Genomic DNA, 24,144 nt, shown 5'->3' with positions numbered 1-24,144 from the left:
ATCAAAACCATTTATTGGCGGTGTACCAGTCCAGCGTTTCCCGCATACCCTTTTCGAGGTCATATACAGGGCGATAGCCCAGGTCCTGCCGTATCTTTTCAATATTACAATCCCAGTTCTCTGCCGTCAGCTCATTCAGTTTGTCCCTATTCAGCAAGGGAGCCCCACGACTCACCATTTCCATAATAGTGGCAACAGTTCTAATAACAGGCAGAGGTAGGTGAATACGAAAAGTGCGCAGCTTCAGATATTGCTTTATAACATCGGCCAGTGCGTAACGGTCATACCGTTTACCATCTGAAATGTTATACATAGTTCCCGATACAGGAGCTGTCAGTGCCAGCAATGCTGCTTGTGCGAGATCCTTTACGTAGACAAAACTCAGCCACTGGGCGCCTTTGCCCATATAAGGTTCCAAACCCCGTCTGTACGTCTTGAACAATACGAAAAGGTCCCGTTCTCTTGGCCCATACACTGCGGTGGGCCTTAATACTACCCAGGGGACATCTGAAATAACTCCCAGGTATTCTTCAGCCAGTAACTTACTTTTTCCGTAACTGGTCACCGGTTGGGGCTTATCCACATCCGGTACAGGCCAGCTGGCATCATATGCGATGGGGCCTACGGCCGCCAGACTGCTGATAAATACAAATTTCTTAATGGGGACCTTAGATTCCCCGGCTGCTACTGCCAGGTTCAGGGTATACCCTGCATTGATCCTGTTATATTCGTCCAAAGACTTTGCCTTTGTTGTACCTGCCCCATGAATGATGTAGTCGAATCCGTACTCCAAAATCAGATTCTTCAGATCATCTTTACTGCTGAAATCAGGATAAACAAAATTTATCGGCAAATGTTTCAGGTGGGAGACACTACTTGACGCACGCACGGCAGCATAAACTTCCATTCCTGCGTCAAGAGCTGCCTCTACCAGATGATATCCTACAAAACCGCTGGCACCTGTTATCAGTATCCGGGGTTTCATATCTCTTTTTCGTATATCCTATAAGTCCGGTATGGATCGGCATTGATGCCGCGCATAGCGGCATTCATCATGTCGTTGGTTTCCAGTATCCAGGACCCTTCTCCGTAAGCAACACCTTTTGCCCTGCCTACCTTCATTAATTCTCCATAAAAACAGGCATCGATGCCCAGTTTGCGGTGAGATTCCAATACGCCCAATGCCAGCACACGCACACCGTTTATTTTCTTTTTGCCCAGTAACAGTTTCAGTATTCCTGTTGGAAACAGGCGTCCTCTTTTGATCTTTATGAGGATCTGGTTAATATCCGGGATAGCCAGGGCAAACCCTATCATTTTCCCGTTCTCTTCTGCTACAATACCAAAATCAGGATCCAGGATCATTTTCAGATCTTTCGCCAGGTATTCGAACTCCTTCTCTGTCATTGGCACAAAACCAAGGTTCTTGTCCCAGGCGCTGTTATAGATAGCATGGATGGCTTTTACCTCCTCATCGAACTTCTTCATGTTCACCTTACGGAAGGTGATATTACGCCTTGTCAGTCGCTCCTTTATCACTTCCATCACACGGTAAGGACGGTCTTCCATGTACTCAGGAATGATCTTCCAGGCGAACATGGTGATCTTGGTGGCCAACCCCTGTTCTTCAATCAGTTTGACGTAGTAGGGATAATTATAGGTCATCATCACCACCGGCGGACCGTCAAATCCTTCTATCAGCAACCCGCAGGTTTCGTTGGTAGAGAAGTTAACAGGGCCGATCAGGGTACTCAGTCTGCGTTCTTTCAGCCATTTGATGGCTGCGTTGAACAAGGCCTGGCTTACTTCATTGTCGTTGATACAATCGAAGAAACCAAAGAAGCCATCGTTCGTTTTATTGAAAATATTGTGATTCTTATTGTCGATAGCTGCTATCCTGCCCACTAATTCATTACCGCGGAAGGCAAGGAATCCCTGCAACGCTGAATGTTCATGGAAAGGATGTTTTCCGGGAGTCAGAAGGTCACGTTGAGCAATAAACAACTCAGGTACATATTTTTCATCGTTCCTGTACAGGTCGTGCGGGAAATCGATGAACTGCGCCAACTGCTTCTTGGTAGTAACCGCTTGAACGATCACTTTTGGTAAACCGTTGGTTTGTTGCGGAGCATGTACCGTTTGCTGAGATGTCTGCAATGTTTCCATTTATATTTTTTGCTTTAAAGGTATACCCGCACGTGTAAATGTCTCCGCTATTTTATCTACAGCCATCTCAATCTGGCTGAAGGTGTGCGTTGCCATCAGGGAGAACCTGATCAGTGTCGCATCCGGTTGAACAGCCGGAGGTACTACCGGGTTCACGAAGATGCCTTCATCCTGCAGCATACGGGTGATGCGGAAAACACTTTCTTCATTCCTGATATAGATCGGTATAACAGGGGTTTCTGACACATCTCCGGTATCGAGACCTGCTTCTTTTAATAAGTTACGTGCATAGTTGGTATTGTCCCACAGGCGCTGGATATGCTCAGGCTCAGACTGGATGATATCCAGGGTAGCAATTACGCTGGCTGCGGCTGCAGGCGTCATACTCGCACTGAAGATCAGGGAGCGGGCGGCATGCTTCAGGTATTCGATCACATCTTTGTCGCCGGCAATAAAGCCACCCAGAGACGCAAAAGACTTACTGAAAGTACCCATGATGACGTCTACTTTGTCAGTAAGACCAAAATGAGACGCGGTACCGGCACCATTCACTCCAATTACTCCCAGTCCGTGCGCATCATCTACCATCACACTGGCGCCATAAGTATCTGCCAGTGCTACGATTTCCGGCAGGCGGGCAATATCACCTTCCATACTGAATACACCATCCACAACGATCAGACGGATGGAAGACTGCGGAAGTGCTGATAATTTAGCCTCCAGGTCCTCCATGTTGTTGTGGCGGTACTTGACAACTTTCGAAAAGGACAGACGGCTACCATCGATAATGGAAGCATGGTCCAGTTCATCCAGAATGATGTAGTCATTACGGCCGGTCAGGCTCGATAATGCACCCTGATTCGCCAGGAAACCTGTGCTGAAACACAGCGCGGCTTCCTTTCCCACATACTCCGCCAGACGACGCTCCAGTTCCAGGTGGAGATCAAGGGTACCATTGAGGAACCTTGAACCTGCACAACCCGTACCATACTTGTCAATGGCACGTTTGGCGGCCTCTTTCACCTTGGGATGGTTCGTCAATCCCAGGTAGGAGTTTGATCCGAACATTAACACTTTCTTACCGTCAATATCAACTTCAGTGTCCTGAGAAGAAGAGATCGGTCTAAAATAAGGGTAGATCCCTTTTTCCTTGGTAGTGTAAACTCTGGCCAATGAGGCTTCCTTTGCACGTAACAATTTGCTCATTCTGATATATCTTAAGCTGTTGTATAATCTTTCTACTTTATGCGAAAGTATAAGATTATCTGTTCTGAAAAAGTTTTCAGATCCAAATTTATATATTGAACACTAAAAATTTGCAGTGAATCGATGACGGTAAGCGATAAAGTCCCCGCAAACAAGCAGTGTTTAATAATTATGTCAATCAAATTACGTACTCCGGCATAAGACGGATTCCATAACTCTAACAGTATGCTAGTTGCGGTTTAAACATGTAGCTACGGGTTGTAACTAAACAATAGGTGATAAGAATCGAAGGTCTAACAGTATATCTAGTTGTGGTCTAAGGTAGATCATAAGCCGGTTTATAAATATCAAACCAGAATGACGGCACCAAATTAGGAAAAAATTTCAATTAAAACCTAAAAACATTAGGGTTTGACGTCAAAATATTACATATATACAACAAAGTGGTAATTTCATCATCTGTGTTAGCAACGGTCAATAATTACGACTATCCAATTGATTATTAGCTTTATTTACATAAAAACAAAGCAAAATTCATCCTTCCCCGGCCTTCTCTGCCCCTCCCGTTAAACTATACCCGTTTCCGGCAGTCTACCTATATATACTCACAGTAGTTACAGTAAAGATAACCGGGACCTATATTCCCCGGATTATCAGGTGCACCCGGGAGTATCCCAAAAAATCAAGTACATGAATATCCGACATTACTTTACCGCATGCATCGTATGCCTGGGCATGACCTTAACAGTATCAGCCCAGGATCAACCCGAACAGGATTCTACCGGTCTGCCGGGCGATAATTTCAGCCTCCAGGGGGCATTGGACCTGTTTAAACAATCGGCATCCCCTGAAGCATTTGAAAAGCTCCTGAACTCTGCCGACAACAAAGTTAACAACCTGGATCTCAATGAAGATGGCAACACTGATTATATCCGCGTTGTCAACAAAAAAGATAATGATGTACAGGTCTTTATCCTGCAGGCACTGGTTTCATCCACAGAAAGCCAGGATATAGCGGTGATCGAACTGGAAAAGACAGGCGACAATAACGCCATCGTCCAGATCGTAGGCGATGCAGACATTTATGGCGAATCTGTTATCGCCGAACCTGCAGAAGAAGGAGACAATGCATTTAACTATACCACCGCCAGCCATGGCCCTGCCGCCGCCTCTCCTGAGGGTATTGTGGTGAACGTATGGTTATGGCCCTGCGTACGTTTCGTATATGCACCAGCATATGCTGTATGGGTATCCCCGTGGACGTGGTACAGCCGCCCGGTATGGTATCGTCCCTGGCGCCCCCTGCCCTGGCATGTATACCGGCCAGTTCGTTATGCCTATGCCCGCAGATATGTTGTAGTACCGGTTCAAAGGATCCCTCCTGCCCGGGTCATTTATCGCCCCGTAAGAACCACTTCCGTGACTGTTATTAACCGTAACAGGGTGGTTGTGAACAATTACCGTACTACCAGGAATGTAAACCGATATACACCTAACAGGACCAATAGTGGCGGCAGACAATACCAGTCGTCCACACCAGTAAGGGCTGACAGGGGTAGCGCTATTAACAGGGGAGGCAGAGCTGACAGAGGGACAAGGGTAAGTGAAAACCGGGGAGGACGAAGCAGCGGGAACAGAACAAGAGGCAGCCGCAAAAGGGCTGAGAGAGGGAATTAAGTCCTCAGGCAGATCAGCAGAAAACTACTCATCATAGTAAGGGTCTTATAATATGTTGTCTTACAACGATATATTATAAGGCCCTTCTTCTTTTTAAACCCGCGCCCCTTCTAAATTACGGCACACATATTGCATTATTAAACTATTCGTACATTCAACTTCGTTTATTAGTTATATACTAAACATTTCTGCCATGAAGATTCGCCTATCCCTACCTGTGCTGCTCATATCCCTTTTACCGGTATTAGATGCCAATGCGCAGGATTACAATCCCCGGCAACAATTACAGGAACAACCAGATGAATGGGATAATGCCAGCTGGTCTCCTCCCGATCACGATTCTACCGGCTTACCAGGCGACAACTTCAGTCTGCAGGGGGCACTTACCCTTTTCAAACAGGCCAGTACTCCGGAAGAATTTGAAAGACTGCTGAATACAGAAGCGAACAAGGTCAACAACCTTGACCTGAACGGGGATGGCAATATCGACTACCTGCGGGTGATCAATAAAAAGCAAAACCAGGTACAACTCTTTATCATACAGGCACTGGTATCTAACCAGGAAAGCCAGGATGTGGCCGTTATCGAACTGGAAAAGACCGGCGAGAACACCGCCGTTATCCAGATAGCCGGCGATGAAGACATCTATGGCGAAACCACCCTGACTGAACCAGTGGAAACATCCGACAGCCTGTATTCCGCCGAAGATAATTCCTTCGATTATACGCCTTCCCGTGCACATGGCCCTGCGGCTGATGCCAACACAGCCAGGATTGCTCCTGCTGGGGTATTTGTGAACGTATGGTTCTGGCCCTGCGTACGCCGGGTATATGCCCCAGCCTATGTGGTATGGACCTCTCCCTGGTCCTGGATCAATCCCCCCGGATGGTGGAGGCCCTGGCGCCCGATGCCGGTATACGCCTATCGCCCTGTATGCCATCACTACATGTATGGATATGGATACGCTCCCGTAAGAAGGATCGTCCCTGCCCGTGGGATGTATTATCCCATAAGGACCTATTCCGGCTTTGTTTATAACCGTAATCGCGTAATAGTGACCAATTACCGCTCAGCAAGAGCCGACCGGGGTCATTTCCCCGGCAGGTATAATGGCGGCCGCTATAATGGCTATAATGGCTATAACGGGTATAACAGGAACAACTATTACGGCGGCAGGAATTACAACAACGGTTACCGCGACAATCGCTCCGGCCGGGATAATTATGGATGGAACGGCGGTCGCCAGGGATATTACAACGACAACAGGGGCTCACGCAACGATGGCAGCATCAGAGGCGGACGTCCTCAGGGCAGCTCAGGAAATTACCAGGGCGGTACATGGGGTGGTAACTCTCAGAATGGTGGAAGAAATGAAGGTGGTTCACGTGGTAATACCTGGGGAGGTAACTCGCAGGGTGGTGGAAGAACTGAAGGAGGCACCCGTGGTAATAACTGGGGAGGTAATTCACAAACCGGAGGAAGAACTGAAGGAGGCACCCGTGGTAACACCTGGGGAGGCGGCTCACAAAATGGCGGAAGAAGTGAGGGAAGCTATCAAGGTGGCGGAAGGAATAACAATTCCTCCGGAGGCAGAACCAATGGTTCTTCCAGCGGAAGAGCCGGTCGTACCAGAGGCTAGTAATACGTAATTGTATGCTTACAGATTGCTTGTGTGTAGCATGTTTCCTTCTTACTTCCATATCGCTTTACCGTCATTTCCATATCATTTTACCGGCATCTCTATATCGAATCGATATACATATGCCGGTGAAGTGATATGGAAATGACGGTAAAGCATAAAAGAGATATAGAAGATTGATGCAATCCTCATCTGACATTGGGTTTCCGCATGCTTTTAATGGCCAGGAAAATACTCACGAACACAAGCACTCCGCTAACGAAGAAAGGAGCGCCCGGGAAAAGGAAAGGCGCATCATTCCCGGTAAACCAGGCAAACAAACTACCCATCAGGGGCGGCGCGACGATCGTGGTAACGCTCATGAGACTGGTCAGTCCTCCCTGTAATGCTCCCTGTTCAGAAGAAGAGATCTGCCCTGTGATGATACTCTGTAAGGCCGGGCTCGCAATATTCCCCAACGAATAAGGCACCAGTATCACAAACATCATCCAGCCGCTGGTGGCAAATGCAAACAGCAGCAATCCCAGGCTGTAAAATGCCAGTCCGATATACAGGCTCTTTTTAGTCCCGATACGGGGAATGATCAGCCGGATCAGACCCAACTGTACAATGGCGACCAGCAAGCCGCTAAAGCCGAGTGAATATCCTACCCAGGCTTCATCCCAACTAAACTTCTGCATACCATAGAAGGCCCAGGTGGTCTGAACACCGTTATTGGCAATATAGATCAGCACCAGGGTGGCAATCAGCCCATATACGGCCGGATATTGCTTCATCTGTACCAGCGAGCCAACCGGATTGGCGCGTTTCCATTCAAAGGCCCGCCTATTCCCTGCAGGTAATGACTCCGGAAGTACCAGGTAGCCGTAGGCAACATTCAACAAGCTCAAAATGCCTGCCGCGATAAAGGGCGCCCTCGGACCAAACTGTCCTAAGCCACCTCCCATCAGCGGACCAAGTATAAAGCCCAGTCCAAAAGCGGCGCCGATGATACCGAAGTTCTGGGTACGCTTCTCAGGTGTGCTGACATCTGCTATATAGGCTGCTGCGGTGGTAAAACTGGCGCCCATCACACCGGATATGATACGGCCGGCAAACAGCCATATGATGGTTGGGGCAAATGCCATAAAGAAGTAGTCTAATCCGAAACCGAGCAAGGACAACAATAATACGGGACGCCGTCCATAACGGTCGCTCAGGTTACCCAGTACCGGCGCACAGACAAACTGCACCAGGGCATAGGCAAACGTCAGCCAGCCACCGATAGCAGCCGCTTCTCCCATATTGCCATGGATCAGCTGTTCTATCAGTTTCGGTAGCACAGGAATGATGATTCCCAATCCTGTTACATCAATCAGCAGTGTGATAAAGATGAAAATGAGCGCTGAACGCGATTGCGCCGGCGAGACTATTTTTTGCATATCAGATGCAGTATCGTTTGTATGAAAAGTAGGTTGCGGAAGATCAGGAGACACAGCGCCAACAGACGCCGTGCCTCCGTATTTCATTGACAATGTCCCGTGTACTTATTTATATAGCTGTAATAGCTGGTATGGATGCTTCTACCCCGAATTGCTGGAAAGCAATCCGCTTTTCTACATGGTAGATCTCCTCTCCTGCTATCGCATTGATGATACAGGAATTGCGATAAGCACCCATTCCCAGATCGGGCGTTACAAAACCATGTGTGTGCAGCTCTGCATTCTGCACAAAGATCTCATCCCCATGAAGGTCTATGGCGTAGTTACGCTGTACATCAAACAACTGATCTTCCCTTCTGATGATACGTTCGCTGATACCTTCCAGGAAAGCCGGCTCACGGTATTTATAACCAGTAGCAAGCACCACAAAATCCGTCTCCTGGGTAAATGACTGTTGCTGCTGCACCTGTGTCAGATAAAGCGTATGCCTGTTACCGTTATACGTTATATCATTGAGCTGTACATTGGGGCGTAACTGTATATGTGAAATATCCTGGTCAACACTCATCCCGTATAGGGTATCAAAGATCTGGTTAATGAGATCATAGTTAATACCCTTGAAGAGTGGATTCTGTTTCGATAACAGTTCCTGTCTGCTTTCTGCAGGCATACTGTAGAAATAATCCACATATTCAGGTGAGGTTAGTTCCAGTGTAAGTTTTGAGTACTCCATCGGAAAGAACCTGTCAGGACGGGTGAACCAGTTTAACTGCATACCATTTTCCGCCAGTGGCAGCAGGTCGGAAAACACTTCTGCTGCGCTCTGTCCTGAGCCTATAACTGTTACGGAACGCTTCCCTCCTATCTTGTCTTTATAGTTGAGATACTCCGATGTATGGATCACATCCGGCAGGATACCTTTCTTTGCAAATGCAGGCAGGTAAGGTTGTGTACCAGTGCCCAATACCAGTTTACGGGCATAGTGCAGTTCTGTTTTACCTGTGAGGGTATGTGTTGTATTCACTGCATACAATTGCCTGTCATTCTCATACTGCACGGCAGTCACCTTATGAGAGAAACGGCATGTGGACAGTCTTTCTGCTGCCCATTTGCAATAGGCATTGTATTCTTTTCTCAGGATAAAAAAATCTTCCCTGATATAGAACTTATACAATCGTCCTGACTGTTTCAGATAATTCAGGAAACTGTATTCACTGGTAGGATCAGCCATGGTCACAAGATCGGCCATGAAAGGTACCTGCAGGGTGGCATTGCTTAACATCAATCCGGGATGCCAGTCAAAGCCCGGCGCCTGATCAAAGAATACCGCATTGATCCTGCTCACAGGTTGTAATAAGGCTGCCAGCCCAAGATTGAAAGGACCTATGCCAATGCCGATAATATCGTATGTATGTGGAGTGCTCATGTTTATGCTATTTCTCTTGTGTGGTAAAGTGTTTCCCGGTGTTGTCTTATGTAAGCAGCTCCGTGGGATTTGATGATGGATAATAGTTTCGCTACATCGTCCGTAGTCGTAAGTGGATTCAGCAACGTAAACTTTAGATAAAAAGCACCGTTGATACGTGTACCGGCCAGTAATGCAGCACCGTCTTTCAGCATTTCTTTTTTGATATGCAGATTCACTTCTGTAACATCTGCTTCGTCAAGACTGGCAGGAAAATAACGGAATACCAGTGCACTGATATCGGAATAGCTTACCAGTTCCAGTTCTTCATCCCCACTGATCATGTCCGCTACTTTGGCAGTGGTATCAATGATTGTTTCCATGTAACTACCCAGTTTCTGTTTGCCCATCAGGCGCAGTGTGAACCAGAGCTTCAAGGCATCAAAACGGCGGGTGGTCTGGATAGATTTGTTTACCTGGTTAGGCAACCCATCTTCATCATGCTCCTTCGGATTCAGATAATCCGCATGATGCGTAAGCAGGTCGAGTGATCGTTTGTTCTTCACCAGGAAAGCGCTGCTGCTGACAGGCTGAAAAAATGACTTATGATAATCTGCCGTTACAGAGTTAGCCAGTTCTATACCTTTCAGCAGATGACGGTATTTAGAAGTGAGCAGTAATCCGCAGCCATAAGCTGCATCCACATGGAACCATAATTTATAGCGGGCAGCCAGTTGTCCTATTTCTTCCAATGGATCAACATTGCCAAAGTCAGTAGTACCAGCAGTACCTACTACAGCGATGGGAATGTTGCCTTCTTCTAATTCCTGCTGAATCGCTTCTTCCAGCAATACCACATCCATGCGGTAACCTTTCACTGGTATACTGACTACAGACTGTTCACCCAGTCCCAGCAAGGCAGCATTCTTCTGAATACTGAAATGTCCTGTGGCGGCTACGAATATCCTGAAGCGGGAAGACTCCGCCGGCAATCCTTTTTGTTTGATATTATAACGCAGGCGTTCCTTTGCATAATGATCTCTGGCCAGTAATAGACCCATCAGGTTACTCTGCGTACCTCCACTGGTGAACACACCGTCGCTGTTACTGTCGAAGCCAATCTCACTGCAGGTCCACTCTATCAGGCGTTGTTCTATCAATGTAGCGCCTGCGCTCTGATCCCAGGTGTCGAGGGAAGAGTTGATAGCAGAGATCAGCACCTCAGCTGCAATAGCAGGTATCACTACAGGGCAGTTCAGGTGAGCAATATATTGTGGCAGATGAAAGGTCACGGCATGATCCGAATAGAGGCGTTCTACTTCCGATAGCAGGCTGTCGTAATCAGGCAATGGTGTATTCAGATCTACCTGGTCGAATGCCGTTTTCAGTTGTGCAGGTGTAATACCGCTGAATGGTTTTCTGTTCTTCTCCAAGAACCGTACTACTGAGCCGCTGGCCAGTTGAATGGCTTTGCTATATTCATTGGCAGTGCCTTCATAAAAGAGGTCACTGTATTGATTCATGATCATCGTTAATAAATTGGGAATTTGGAATGCTTTGCAAATGATGCAACCGGGTTTTTCAGTGTTCCTACAAACTGGAGACTGCCCACTGGATCGGCCAGGTCTACCATGCGTTCATTGTTACAGATCTGCAAACGGTTCAGGCAGGAACGGATAAACTCAGGTGCGAAAAGATCATGTTGCCTGAATTTCTCTTTTAATTCAGGGAAGGATTCCTGGTAAGCCAGTATACAATCTGCCACCAGCTCCCAGAACTGCTCTTCCGGATACTGGCTATGTTCTACCAGAATATGCGCGATGTAACGGAAAATGTAATCAAAGACATCTGTAAAGATGGAGAGGATCTTCACTTCTTCCGGCATATCCACCGCCAGACGTTTTACTTCGTCAGGCAATACCTTCTCTTTGCTGATAACACATACTTCTTCTGTGATATCCTTCATGATTGCTCTTACCGGTACATTATTTTCCATAATGAGGATCAGGTTCTCGCCATGCGGCATGAATACCATGTCATGATAGTAGAAGCAATGCAGGATGGGGCTCAGGTAAGCATCCAGGTAGCATTGCAGCCAGGAAGCAGTATCCAGTCCGGAGGTACGGATCAGTTCAGGCAACAGGGCCTTGCCTTCACGATCGATGTGCAGCAGCGCCGCCATGGTCATCAAACCCTGTCCTTTCTTTAGCATAGGAACAGGGCTTTCTCTCCAGAGTGCTGCCAGCATCTTCTTATAAGGGCTGTCGTTCTTTTCTGCTTTTTCGTACAACAGATTGCGATAGCCTACCGTGGCTACTTCTCCCAACAGGATGAAACCTTTTTCCTGCAGGTATTTATCATCTCCCAATTCATCGCGTACCCATTGGGTAATACCAGGCGTTGTACGCATGTAATAAGGAGATAATCCCCGCATGAATCCCATGTTCAGGATAGACAATGCTACTTTCACATAGAAACGTTCCGGCCTGCTGATGTTAAAGAATGTACGGATAGATTGTTGCGCCAGATAGGTATCATCACTAACACCAAGGAAGACCATATTACGTGTGGCAATATCTGCTGCAAATATGTGATTCATCTTGTTGTACCACTGCCAGGGATGCACGGGAAAATATACATAGTCGGCTGGCTGTAGTCCCTGGTCGAGCATTATCTTGTTGAATCGCGTCAGTGTAGCAGTATCCAACTCCTGCGCCAGCAATGTATCATAAGGCAGTTCGGCTGTAGCGGTATAAGTAGCCCTGCTACGATGACCAGCGATCCACAGCAGGGAAACAGGTGCTGCTGCTTCCGGCGCATAGGCCCTGTAGTCTGCCGCATCAAAACCGATACGCCCATTGTTAGCCACAAAAGATGGATGTCCTTCCATCATGGCATGCTCTATTTCCTGGTAGTCGGCATGTGCCAGGGCTTCTACACCAGGTCCTTCCTGTGCACGCATATATGCGCTGCCATATAAGGTGCTGCAGATCTCTTCCAGGTACTTGGGAAGGATGTCGGGACGGATGCCAATCGCCTCACTGAATTCTGCAATGAAGCTGGCAGAATCCAGTGGAGCATTTTTACCATCTTCCCATTTTTCTATTGACCCGTTTTCGATGTACCAATGGTCAAGGCTCAGGATCTTCGCACGAAAGCGGTATTCAATACCTGGCGTATCTGCCGTGAGCATGTAATGCCCCCAGCCGTCTTTTACAAACAGCTCCTTTGGCTGTATTAAAAGTTCATGGGCAAATTCGCTGATAATCTTCCGTAAATGCAAAGCGTTGGCTTTGCTCCAGACTTCGGGGCGCAGGTGTGCGACTGCGCTCCCGGGAGACAGTGCTGATGAGGGATGCATTATAAAGTTTTTATTAGATCCTTAAATTGCGGTTAAATGGTACCGGCGGATTGTAATTGCCGTTCTCTTTCCAATGCAGAAGTATATTGCTCCCTGGTGCAAAAGGCCAGATGAGCGGTTTTCTCAGGAAGATTGATAAGGTGATGATATTCGAAGCCAGCGCGTTTATTGAGCAGGTGTATCTTTTCATTTCTGGCGTCAGGTTCCACAATTAGCCGTTCTACCTTTTCCTCGCTGAACATGAAATCGATCAATACAGTGAAGACATTCCAGGTAAAGTGCCTGACCGGCGTATCCGCAGGCGCCATGAGGATATGAAATCCATAGTCGCCTGTCTGCACATCATAATACTCTCCTATCCTGTCTTTGAATGCCCAGTAGAATTCTACCAGGAAGGCTGGCTTGTCATTATAGAATCCCATGAAAGGCTGTATATGTTCCGTGCAGATAAGTTCACTGTACATATTCCTTACTTTCTCTACTGTACTGTTCTGTAACTGCCAGTAAACGGCGTAAGGTTTATTCACCCATTCATGTATAAACGGAACATCTGTATCCAGCGCTAATGGCCGGAGATGAAAATGACCGCAGGAAGGAATCAAGCTATCGAAGGAGGTACCGCTTTCCGGGCATAGAAAGGCCGGTATGTGGTCACCACATTTATTACGCTTCTGTTGCATAATCAAAATAGTATCTATCGGTTTTTCCGCTATAGACGGTCACAGGAACTGACGGGCTGCGACCTGCTAAAATGGTTTTAAAACGGGTTAAATAGGTGTCTTTTATTTCATTAGATCATGGCGAATAGATCATGGCGAAGCTATTTCAAAAAGATAAGGGCGATTGATCAAAGCGGGAATTTCATTTACGCAAAAGGGAATAACAAATGTATGACTAAACTTAGCATTTTTATATGTATTCTCCTGCTGAAATGATTCAGCAGGAGAATGTCATTTTGTTACTCACTCAGATCCTTTATTAGCTGCCCCAGTTTCCACACCTCTTTTAGTGTCTTTGGTATTGAAGGGTCTTTATTCAGTTTTTCCGCTTCTTCGATCAACCTCTTTCGGTATTCGAGCACTTTCTCACGTTTCCCCTGTAAATCTCTCGCTGAACTATATGTCGAATGAATGGTATCCCATATCTCAAAATACTTTTCCGACTGCGGGTACTGTTCTTTAAGCTGATTCCGTGTACCCGCATCATACGTCACCTCAAAGATCTTCTGTAACATATCCATCATTTTCAAATACTGTTCCCATTTCTGTGCAGCGGTTAGTTCTCCGGCAACCGCCAGTTCTGCGGCAGCCGTCAGTTCTTTTGCACCAAGCACCAGTTCCCATGCAGTCTTGACCATTTCAGTAAGTGTTCTTGACGCCTGTTTTGTACGTTCATTCGTTAAAAAGAATAATTCCAACCCGGTCATTTTGACGCCCCCGAGATAATCGCCTGTCTTGTACCTTGTAGCCCCGAATACTTTATAATCCTCCTCTAACAAGAAAATCACCGTTTCATACAGATCGATTGTGATAGTGCCTCTGTATGCCTCTTCAGGGAAAGGTCTGGGTTTCGGTTTACCAGTACTATCCAGATCCGATATCTCACGATACACCATCTTTACCTGGTTACCCTTCATTGTTACCGGACTATTTGTATATTTCTGTTTATTATTAGTAAATATATATTCCTTATTAAAAGCCTGGTCTATCCATTCATCAGGATTCTGCTTGAGGTACGACAATATTGAATCTGTCACTTCATACCGGATGGCGTCATCAGATATATTTTTGACTATCGGTTCCAGCATTTTTTCGTCATGTAACATCCGGAGCAGGGCAGGAATGTCCCATCGTTTTATGTATTTCACCAGCTTAAGAATAGCCATTTGATGTTCGGTGATAAAATCGATATCAAAATCAATCCCATTCATAGAAACGCCTGCAAAGGTCCAGTCGGCCGTTAATACTTTCAGGAGTGTATCTCTTGCATTGATATTGATGTTTGTACATTCCGCATTTGCAGTAGGATTTACCACATCTATGATTTTCATAATATCGCAGCGGGTAGTTACAGTATCAAAGAAACTGGTCCTTTCTGCGCTGCCTCTCTCTGTGAATGTCAGCAGCTCACTTAACATCTGCCGGAAGAACAAAGGCTTTCCATCCTCCCGTTCATAGAGCCCTTTCAGCTGCCCAGCCGGATCAGCGTCGATCTTTTCTCCCCACCAGCCTACTGGTTCAAAAGCAGGTTCATGCGCATCGGATCGGGTTGAGGAATTATCCGCCTTCCTGGGGAATGCCCAGTCAGACCCGGTTGAAGTAAACCGGCAAAAGTCGGCCGGATAGGCTCTTCTTAACTGTGCAATTTTTGAAACATACAATATCTGCGGTTTCAGACTATGATCTGCAACCATCTTCCTGATAGTGTCATTGTAACACCACGCACACTCTGCTGTGACCTGCCCCATATTGTAAATAAGCGGTTGTCCCAAATCGCTGTTCAATAGCGGGTTAGCCTCCGAGAAAGGCAGTACCGGGAAGTCAAATTCATTCTTAACAGCAACAGGAGCATCGGGATTATACGGTTGTAAACCAGTTACACCCAGTTTAAAGGCATACAGCGAATACTTATAAGGCAATGCCATGATAACACCTTCCAGTGTCTTCCATGGAGGAGAGGAATTTTTGTAGATAGTACCATCTGCGGCTACATACCTGACCACACCACCATCCAGCGAGGCCTTGTATCCTTTATGATCAATCTCAAAGCCCTGCAGTACACCTGTTACCAGATTTTTCGTTGTCGCCACATCGGAAATACCAAAATGGAACACAAAATTATTTGCGTTATAAGGCAGGGTGATATACTGGCCTCCATATGTGATGAACGTAAATTTATTATCCTTGTCGAGGAACATACCGGGCAGGTATTCAGTACCCTGACTTTGCCCGTCAGCATCATCCTCAAAAATACCCCATACGTTGCCCGGGTCATGTACGATATCCCACTGGTATTTTAGCAACTCATACCCATGACCGGCATCCATGAGGTTATCAGTAGTATTCTGTGGTAAACCGATGCTTTCTGCGAAAGTATGCTCAAGCGTAAAGACGCCATGTCCGGCTTCGTGTGCCGCAGTACGTCCAATTACTTCATCAGTGGTATTTTTTATAAACAGGAATCCGAATTGTCCGCCTCTTGGCATCTTACCTCTCAGATCGCCGTCCAGCAGTGCCGCCTCATTAATAACAAACAGATAAACTGCATTGTCATCAATGTTATGCAGGCTGGTATATGCCTTCTTCATCCTCTTCTCTTCACCGGTATAAGCACTGCTAAGGAAACTGCTCTTCGTGTCCTGCAACTGCTGATCATGGTTAATATCCCAGGAGGTATCATTCCGGAAGCTTTCATCCACTTCCACCGTATAAGCAACTCCTATAGCCTCGTAGGCCTCTTGCAGGCTCTTTCTGATGGCATCTTCAGGTACGTTGGTATTAGCGCCCACGGGCACCAAAATCAGCTTCTTCTGCAACTGCGTATAACTTACCACTAACAACTTGCCGACGCTGATATAAGCGCTGTCCGGCCCCTTATACGCTGCGTATATTTCCTGGGCATCTCCACCGGGACCACCGGTTAAGGTAATCGTGAAGGTATTGCCGTTTCTCTCTGCCGGGTAAGTAATGCCCGTACCGCTGACGAAAACCAGCTTCTCAGGAGCAATACCATTGGCATCCTTCAATGTGGCTTTCACTTCATCCTGCCCACCGGGTACAATCGCTTTGACGCTGACGCGGTACTGTCCCTTGGCCAGTAACTCATAACTGCTATCCAGCTTTGCATGTCCTGCATAAGCATCTTTCCAGGCATCAAACGCATATTTGCTATCAGCACTGGCAGAGAAGGTGACCCTTCCATTTTCCAGCTGCAGATTATTCAATGCCGCTAAGGCTGCGCTGTTACCAGCCAGTGATGGATCACGTCTGCCGGCAGCTGTCACCTTTCCATTCTTATCTATGTTGTAAAGATTACCTCCCGCATCTTCCAGTACCAAAGGCAGTGTCTTAGTGCCCGTTCCGTAGTCGATCACTTCTTTTTCACCGTCACGACCCAGCAATGTGATAGTACTATCTTCCGTATTAACCACCACACTATCGGGACTGAAGATGTACAGCTTTGTGATAATGGATGGCTTCACATCTCCTGTTTTCACCTGTCCTACATCACCTCCACCATGCTGCTCGCTCAATGCATCACTGACAAACTTGTCAATGCCTTTTGTTACAGCCTGCATTTCTCCTTTGAGCACGACCTTGTCGGTGTTGATCGTAATCTTTTTAAACTCCACCAGCAAGCCGGAGCCGAATCCTTTCGTAATCACTTTCCCCTTCCCACTAAAGATGCCGTCACCTCCTGTTACCTCCAGTAGTCTGACCTCAAAATTGCCTGACTTTATAATGTCGCCTACGATAGCCGATGGCAGCACTTTTGTATTAGTTGACACAGGAGCCAGATTCTCATCACCACATTTGAAAGTTTTCGTACTATCTGTCATCACCTTTACCACATCACTGAATGGACCGTAGACACCGGTCACTTTCCACTGCAGGCGTGCTTCATATAAACGGGCAGGTTCAAGATTATCTGATGTAAAGGCAGTGTCCTCCAGTTTCTCTTCTGTCTGCCAGTCAAACTCCACACCGTCTTTTTCAGCAGCCCTGAATTGTAACCTATATGCTTCCACCTGGTAGCCGGCATTCGCTTGCGCCAAGGGCCAGGAATAACGGATACTTCTTGCACCTGTTGCCACAGCTGATAGTTTAGGCTTAGGAATGCCAAACTGTGTAAAAGGATTAGCGCCCAGGTAAGTGAAGGTGCAACTCTTACTCAGGCCCTGATTACTGAACATGTCACGGCCACTCTTATCACGCGCCTGTACGGCCCACACATATTGCATACTGTCTGTCAGGGCTGGCTCTGCCTGCGTATATATCAGGTTGGTCATTTCAGTAACTGTCGTGAAGATAGGCCGGGCACTGCGCAGGATATAATCCGGGTTGCTACCTGCAGGCTTTATTTCATACAGTGAAAAGACGTACTCTGTTCCGCTGCCAGGCAGAGGATTAGGCGTATTACGGCTGCTCCAGCTAAAAGACAGGAACTGCGGATCGCGCTTCTCCACACGACTGCCACACACGGGCAGGTTCAATAAGGGAGGATCGCTCTTCTGGAAGAAGAATACATTGGAACCGGTATTGCTCACCTGTACCTCAGGACGCCGATAGTCGAATGCTGCAAAGCTGATACGATAGGCTCCCTCAGGCAATGATTTGGTGCGCTCGTATTCGTCACGACTGAAGCCACCACTGAATTCAATATTGGCAGCACTCAGGTAGTCATATAATTCATTACCTCCGATGATAGTAGGTATACCAGGACTTAACAATAATGGCTTCGGCGTATATGTTGGCGCCGTACGCATGATCAGTGTTCCGTTACGCTCTACTGTCATTTGCAAACGTATGCTATAAGAAGGCTGTCCGAGGTCATTCTGAATAAGGATAACACGCAGCTTATCACTGCCGGGCACCGCATAATCAGGCAGGTAAACACTGTAGGGAGGTATTACCTGTGTACTAATAGCAATAGGGTACGTCTGTGCTTTAGACGCCTGCTGTAGTATTAATAACAGCAGGCATAACAGGTATCGGAATATCGGGAACGGGCCCGGTTTTGAAGTATCCATTATTGGAACGAATAGTAATAGTTAATAGTAATTTCAATGCACACGTTTCCTCACACGGTAAATGGCTTTATCTGGATATAATGAAGCGTACATCCCTGCTCTCACTTTCAGCAATCACCCGCAAAATAAAAGTGCCCGTTGCAGTGCCTCCCAGCGAGAAGCGATCGTCAATTAATAATGAAGCCGGGTACTGCCGTTTATCTGCTATGATGCCATTCATATCATAGACATATACCATCACTTGTTGATTTCTGTTCAGTTTCACTTTGAAGTTAAAATTGCCATCATTGGGATTAGGAGATAGCATGACGGTATCAATCACATGTACCGGCATACTATACCCCGGACCAGCCAGCGGATCATAAGGATTTATTGTTAGTTCTCTTCGCAGTGAATAAGTACAGGAACCGAAGGTGCCTGTCATCGTGACCCAATAGATACCCGGTTTGCCAAATTTGATAAGTGGAGCGCCTTTCTCATATCCAAGCAATGTTGCAGCCGGATCAAATGTCCAGCTTATTGCATCTGGTGCAGGGACACTGACATCCTTCACCGCCAGTGTATCGAGGGCATTCTTTCTTGTTGCGACCAGGAAGTTAATATCAGGTTTAATATTCACTTTCTCAATCACTGTCTCTTTACTGACATTACAACCATTACCATCTTTCACCTGCAAGCGGTAATTACCGGCGGCCAGCTCACTAAATGTGTTTGCTGCCGTCCATTCGCCTTCATTCAATGCATAGCTGTAAGGAAGTGTACCACCGGTAGCAGTTGCTTCGATGAGTCCTTCATTGAGCCCGTCGCAGATAGCAGGCGCTGTTACGCTCAGCTGGAGGGCATTAGGTTCTGTTACAGCATAGTTAAAGACCTGTTTACAACCTGTGCCATCTGTAACAGTCAATGTATAGCTGCCGGCAGGAAGATCCTGTACATGTGCACCAGACAGCTGTGGAGATGACCATTCGTAGCGGTAACTACCATCACCGCCTGTGACTGTGGTTGCAATGGCACCATTTGACTGTGCATTACAAAGTACAGGCGCTACAACAGCAGTAGCGTTGATAGCAGGATAAAGTGTCGTGACAGTAACCGTTTGCTGTGCCATACAACCATTCATGTCTTTTGCTGCCAGTGCATATTGTCCTGCGGTAAGACCACCAAAAGAGGGCGTCTGCTGCCATCCGCCGTCATTCAATGCATATGTATACGGCGTGGTACCACCGGTAGCTGACAACTCAATTTTACCGGTAGGATCTGCACCACATATAAGATGATCAATGTCACTTACACCCAACGACAATGCATCCGGCTGTTGTAAGCTGACCTGTTTTGACAGGATACAACCGCGGCCATCCTGTATACTAACAGCATAGACACCTGCCGACAGGTTATTGTAATTATTCCTGTCTGTATAGACGCCATTTCCTACGCTATATTTGTAAGCGCTATATGGTCCACCATTACCACCGGAAGGCGCTATGGAGAATGCACCATCTGTCAGACCAAAACAGGAGATTTGCCGACCGTTAAAATCGCTGGTGCTGATCACTGCATCCAATGGCGCCGCGGGTGCTGTGATGCTTACAGGCGCAGCGACCTCCGAATAACAACCGGCGCCGTCCAGTACTCGGAGTGTATAGGTACCCGCCTCCAATGGTGTTGCGTTATTAAATGTTTTGTATGCTGTTCCGTTATAAGCATATTCATGTGTCAGCGTGCCGGAACCTCCATGTGTAAACATCAGGATAGTTCCTTTCGCTCCATAACACACGATATCATTTCTACGGATACTGTCTATCAGAATAGCCGGATCATCAGAAAGGACATTCACTACTATTGAACTGGTGCAACTGTTGATATCCTTTACGGTAACGGTGTATGTTCCAGCCATCAGATTATCGAACACAGGACTGGTCTGCCATGATTTGTTATCGATAGTGTATTGCAATACGCCTACACCTCCATTACCAGACACCGTGATGCTACCAGCGGGCGTAGATGCACATTTCAGATTTTTTGTACTGACCAGGGTGATATTAATCGCAGTAGCAGAAGCTGTAAAAGTATAAGGCGTTTTTATTTCACATCCTCTTGCGTCCTTTACGCTAATCGTATGATTACCGGCGTTGATACCCTGAATGAGATTGTCGTCGCTATAGGCACCGTTGTCCAGTGCATATCGATAGCCTTTGTATTCCGCGTCATTACCACCGGCTGCTGTAATCAATGCGAAACCGTTATTACCACCTACACAGGAAATATTGTATCCATTGTAATCAGACAATTTAGCAGTGAAGCGCACTGGCGCTGCCGGAGTGGTAATAGTCAGATAGTCCGGATATGCGATGGTACAACCCTGTCCATCGGTCACACGCAGTGCATATTTACCGGCAGAAAGATCCGCACCGTTTGTATATGGTATTGCTGTAGCCCAGTTATCAAGACTGAGCGCATAGCTATATGCGCCATCGCCACCGGCAACATCTGCAGTGATATGTCCGAATGTACCATAACAGACGATGTCGCTTACTACTGCATTACGGATAATAAATTCCGGATTACTGTACACGATGCTGATAGTAGAATCTTTTGTACACTGATTAGCATCTGTGACATGCAGAAGATAATCTCCCGCTGGAAGATCGTTTAAGGTCGTATTAACGCCTACCTGCTTACCATTCAGCTGTAGTGTATATGGTGCGGCGCCACCGCTAATATTTGTCGTAATACTGCCTGTTGCTGCTCCGTAACATTTAATATCCTCTTTGGCTGCATTGATAGTGATGAATGGCTGGATCAGGGTAACAGGTGTTGTTATTTCACAACCGCGTCCATCTATTACTGTCAGTGTATATGTTCCCGCCTTCATATCTGTAAACTCAGGTGCAGACTGATATGCACCCTCATCCAGCTTGTATTGATAGCCAGTATAGGTACCGCCATTGCCACCTATAGCGTTGATCATGATCTTTCCATCACTGGCGTCATTACAGGAGATGTTGAAGCCATTGTAATCAGACAGGGTAGTCGTATATGCGAAAGCCTCTGCTGGCAAAATGATTGTATATGATGCAGCTGCATCGGTAATACATCCTTTGCCATCACTGACACGCAACTGGTACTGACCGGCACTATGGATGGCTGTTGTGGATGTGAATGGCTCGAAATTTGCACCGCCATCCAGGGACCACTGATAAGTATAATTGCCGTCTCCGCCTGTAGCAGTCATCTCAATGGAAGCTCCTTCCGCCAGACAGACAGCGTCATGTACGGTAATGTTATTTATTACAAGTGGTGCAACGTCATCCAATGTAACAGCCATTACTGTATCCGTGCAACCTGCTGATTTATTATCAGAGATGATCACCCGGTATGTGCCAGGTGACAGGTTTACGATCTGTATATCTGTACTGAACCAGAAAGGATTTTCTGACCAGGTATTGTTCTTCCATTCCTGCCACGTATAACTGTAACTACCAGAACCCCCACTGACAACGGCCTTCAGTTTACCATTATCTGCCTGATAACAGGTAACAGGAGTTACCTGCAATGTCGCATCAAGTTGTCCACGTTGATATACGTTGACAACTTGCACTACTTCATCACTACAAGCGGCATCCTCATTAGTTAGTTTAATAGTGTAAGCACCGGCCGACAGTCCCTCGAAGAGACCTGTATTATTTTTTAAAGACACCCCGTTACCGGAAAGTGTAAATGTGTATCTGCCTGAGCCACCTGTAGCACTGCATTGCAGGCGACCGTCACTGCCCCCGTAACAACTCACAGAATCAGGCGTTCCTGTTTGCAGGGCTAATGGGTTCAGCACGTCCAGCTGCACGGTATCTCTCCAGCCCGGACAGGAAAGGTATTGACCACTGCGGATCTCTACTATATAAGTACCGCCGCTTAATCCGTTAAAGGCATATGTGTTTGCGTTTACAGTGGCTGAATCTTTCCTCGCATTGTCTTTGAAAAGAATGAATTTATAGGAAGATGGCGCCGTTCCTCCTGTTACAGAGGCGACTACACCAATGCTACCATTCCCCTGTCCGAAGCAGGTAGGTTGCACTACTGTAAGTTCGCCTTTGGGTGCCGGAGGCCCTCCTACTGTTACATTAATCGAAGTACCGCCACAGCGTGTATCCCTGACAATGGCCTTATAGTCACCGGCAGGCAGGTCGGTCCACTTCATATTAACACCGGTACCTGCTGCTTCCGTCCGCACGACTACATTGTCTTTTGTTGTCAGTGTGAAGTAGTAACTGCTTTTAGGATATTCTCCACCTGCCGCAAATACGGCAATAGCACCATCACTGCCACCAGGACAGGTGACGCTCTTTGACTGGGTGGTATTCTGCGTGATCCTTAACTGGTTTAGCTGATCAATTGTCAGTACTACAGGTGTTAAACAGTTTCCTGCATCCTGTCCCGGGTTCAGTAACCATAAGGTATACTTACCAGCGGGCAACCTTGCATTAATATTTATACCGTCTGATACGGGCACTACCCCATCACTCCAGGCGATCATATCACCACAGTTGGACGAACCGCTGCTGAGGCCTGGGTCACAGGGTTGTGTGACATTACCCGGCCTGAGTATCCATCGCATAGTACTGAAGCTGGAATAAATACGGTTGCCAGGTATGTAGATAGATCCATTGGACATACCATAGCAGGCGGGTGTTTTTACTGCATCTAGGGAATCAAATGCCGGAGGCCCCGGACTGATCTCAATGGCTGCCGAAGCATCTGACATAGGCGAATAATAAGTAGCTGTTGCATACTGCGCCTTTGCTCTACAGCGGAACCTGACATTACATTTTACCGTCCGGATCTCCGGGATCAGTTTTGCCGGGATGAAAGACGCCCAGTAATCAATATTAGATGAATCAATCGCCCGCCAGTTGTTATTACCATTTATATCATACTCCCAAACAACGGAAGCGGCTACATAACTATCGGTAAACAAAGGCCAGTTATAATCCGAGTTAAGACCCAGACGCTGATTGCCACAGATCTGTGTGCTGTAATCCGAGACGTGGGGCCTTGCTGGTCGTGACATCTTGTATGCCCAACGTCCATAGAAATAATTTTGATACTTCGTATAGTTTCCGGAAAATGGCAATTCATAAACAAGCTCCCCACCGGGATATGCCTGACGGTAGCCCACAGAACCAATATTAGTATTAGCCGCTCCTATGCTTAGCGTGTAAGATCCTATAGGCAGCTTACTCTGGGTAACTTCATATACCCGACCCGGCCCATAACCCGTGAATGACAGCGACGCGCCATCCATTTTCAGTCCATTCACGTCGTACGCCCCCCTATCGTCGACCTGTAAGTAAAAGGTAACAGGATACGGGAAATTTATTTGTCCCGATACATCGTTATGACATAATAGAAAAATCCCAGACAGGATAACAAACCCAATAATATGTAAGCTTTGTTTCATCATTGATGAACCTTTAGAATGTGATTGCTGCGCAAATAGGGAACTAGTTCTCCCCGGTATGTGCA

12 protein-coding genes are annotated in these 24,144 nt (G+C 46.8%); 2 read left to right on the top strand and 10 right to left on the bottom strand.

What is annotated here, in order from left to right; all coding sequences use genetic code 11:
* Window position 1: 1 nt before the first annotated feature.
* Genes BLR32_RS14820 through spt form a run of 3 tightly spaced genes read right to left on the bottom strand, consistent with a single transcriptional unit; the run spans window position 2 to window position 3,372 of the window.
* Window positions 2-985, bottom strand: coding sequence for an NAD-dependent epimerase/dehydratase family protein (locus tag BLR32_RS14820; protein WP_089833069.1), 984 nt, complete (start codon window positions 983-985; stop codon window positions 2-4).
* Entirely contained in the window at window positions 982-2,166 is a 1,185-nt protein-coding gene (locus BLR32_RS14815; protein ID WP_089833067.1) for a GNAT family N-acetyltransferase, read from the bottom strand. The genes BLR32_RS14820 and BLR32_RS14815 overlap by 4 nt, the downstream gene beginning before the upstream one ends.
* On the bottom strand, window positions 2,167-3,372 hold the full coding sequence (gene spt / locus BLR32_RS14810) for a serine palmitoyltransferase (RefSeq protein WP_089833065.1): 1,206 nt from the start codon (window positions 3,370-3,372) through the stop codon (window positions 2,167-2,169).
* 690 nt (window positions 3,373-4,062) lie between these two features.
* Here spt and BLR32_RS14805 point away from each other — a divergent pair.
* Entirely contained in the window at window positions 4,063-5,049 is a 987-nt protein-coding gene (locus BLR32_RS14805; RefSeq protein ID WP_089834173.1) for a hypothetical protein, read from the top strand.
* A 193-nt stretch (window positions 5,050-5,242) separates the two neighbouring features.
* Window positions 5,243-6,688 carry a dermokine domain-containing protein gene (locus BLR32_RS14800; protein ID WP_089833063.1) on the top strand — a complete coding sequence of 482 codons (1,446 nt, stop codon included), beginning with the start codon at window positions 5,243-5,245 and terminating at the stop codon, window positions 6,686-6,688.
* 188 nt (window positions 6,689-6,876) lie between these two features.
* Here BLR32_RS14800 and BLR32_RS14795 read toward each other — a convergent pair whose 3' ends face one another.
* The 7 genes from BLR32_RS14795 to BLR32_RS14765 all read right to left on the bottom strand — a co-directional run bounded on the left by BLR32_RS14795 (window position 6,877) and on the right by BLR32_RS14765 (window position 24,082).
* Window positions 6,877-8,109, bottom strand: a complete 1,233-nt coding sequence (locus BLR32_RS14795) for a TCR/Tet family MFS transporter (RefSeq protein ID WP_089834172.1) — start codon at window positions 8,107-8,109, stop codon at window positions 6,877-6,879.
* Between the two features lie 109 nt (window positions 8,110-8,218).
* The gene (locus BLR32_RS14790) at window positions 8,219-9,535 is read right to left on the bottom strand and encodes a lysine N(6)-hydroxylase/L-ornithine N(5)-oxygenase family protein (RefSeq protein ID WP_089833061.1); all 1,317 of its coding nucleotides are present in this window, start codon (window positions 9,533-9,535) and stop codon (window positions 8,219-8,221) included.
* Window positions 9,536-9,537: 2 nt separating this feature from the next.
* Window positions 9,538-11,037 carry a pyridoxal phosphate-dependent decarboxylase family protein gene (locus tag BLR32_RS14785; protein WP_245705433.1) on the bottom strand — a complete coding sequence of 500 codons (1,500 nt, stop codon included), beginning with the start codon at window positions 11,035-11,037 and terminating at the stop codon, window positions 9,538-9,540.
* Between the two features lie 8 nt (window positions 11,038-11,045).
* Window positions 11,046-12,875 carry an IucA/IucC family protein gene (locus BLR32_RS14780; protein ID WP_089833057.1) on the bottom strand — a complete coding sequence of 610 codons (1,830 nt, stop codon included), beginning with the start codon at window positions 12,873-12,875 and terminating at the stop codon, window positions 11,046-11,048.
* Window positions 12,876-12,907: 32 nt separating this feature from the next.
* On the bottom strand, window positions 12,908-13,555 hold the full coding sequence (locus tag BLR32_RS14775) for a GNAT family N-acetyltransferase (RefSeq protein WP_089833055.1): 648 nt from the start codon (window positions 13,553-13,555) through the stop codon (window positions 12,908-12,910).
* Window positions 13,556-13,833: 278 nt separating this feature from the next.
* Complete coding sequence (locus BLR32_RS14770; RefSeq protein ID WP_089833053.1) at window positions 13,834-18,624, bottom strand: fibronectin type III domain-containing protein; 4,791 nt, start codon at window positions 18,622-18,624, stop codon at window positions 13,834-13,836.
* A 67-nt stretch (window positions 18,625-18,691) separates the two neighbouring features.
* Window positions 18,692-24,082: a T9SS type A sorting domain-containing protein gene (locus BLR32_RS14765; RefSeq protein WP_218124196.1), complete on the bottom strand. Its 5,391-nt coding sequence runs from the start codon at window positions 24,080-24,082 to the stop codon at window positions 18,692-18,694.
* Between the last annotated feature and the right edge of the window lie 62 nt (window positions 24,083-24,144).

The sequence above is a fragment of the Chitinophaga filiformis genome (assembly GCF_900102545.1).
GTDB classification, from domain to species: Bacteria; Bacteroidota; Bacteroidia; order Chitinophagales; family Chitinophagaceae; genus Chitinophaga; species Chitinophaga filiformis.
The sequence above is the reverse complement of the archived record's forward strand: the minus strand, read 5'-3'. Positions and strand labels throughout refer to the sequence as shown.

What these genes read in the sequence shown, in the direction of transcription:
- BLR32_RS14820 (WP_089833069.1), bottom strand. Translation starts at nt 985, where the DNA reads ATGAAACCCCGGATACTGATAACAGGTGCCAGCGGTTTTGTAGGATAT.
- BLR32_RS14815 (WP_089833067.1), bottom strand. Translation starts at nt 2,166, where the DNA reads ATGGAAACATTGCAGACATCTCAGCAAACGGTACATGCTCCGCAACAA.
- spt (WP_089833065.1), bottom strand. Translation starts at nt 3,372, where the DNA reads ATGAGCAAATTGTTACGTGCAAAGGAAGCCTCATTGGCCAGAGTTTAC.
- BLR32_RS14805 (WP_089834173.1), top strand. Translation starts at nt 4,063, where the DNA reads ATGAATATCCGACATTACTTTACCGCATGCATCGTATGCCTGGGCATG.
- BLR32_RS14800 (WP_089833063.1), top strand. Translation starts at nt 5,243, where the DNA reads ATGAAGATTCGCCTATCCCTACCTGTGCTGCTCATATCCCTTTTACCG.
- BLR32_RS14795 (WP_089834172.1), bottom strand. Translation starts at nt 8,109, where the DNA reads ATGCAAAAAATAGTCTCGCCGGCGCAATCGCGTTCAGCGCTCATTTTC.
- BLR32_RS14790 (WP_089833061.1), bottom strand. Translation starts at nt 9,535, where the DNA reads ATGAGCACTCCACATACATACGATATTATCGGCATTGGCATAGGTCCT.
- BLR32_RS14785 (WP_245705433.1), bottom strand. Translation starts at nt 11,037, where the DNA reads ATGAATCAATACAGTGACCTCTTTTATGAAGGCACTGCCAATGAATAT.
- BLR32_RS14780 (WP_089833057.1), bottom strand. Translation starts at nt 12,875, where the DNA reads ATGCATCCCTCATCAGCACTGTCTCCCGGGAGCGCAGTCGCACACCTG.
- BLR32_RS14775 (WP_089833055.1), bottom strand. Translation starts at nt 13,555, where the DNA reads ATGCAACAGAAGCGTAATAAATGTGGTGACCACATACCGGCCTTTCTA.
- BLR32_RS14770 (WP_089833053.1), bottom strand. Translation starts at nt 18,624, where the DNA reads ATGGATACTTCAAAACCGGGCCCGTTCCCGATATTCCGATACCTGTTA.
- BLR32_RS14765 (WP_218124196.1), bottom strand. Translation starts at nt 24,082, where the DNA reads ATGATGAAACAAAGCTTACATATTATTGGGTTTGTTATCCTGTCTGGG.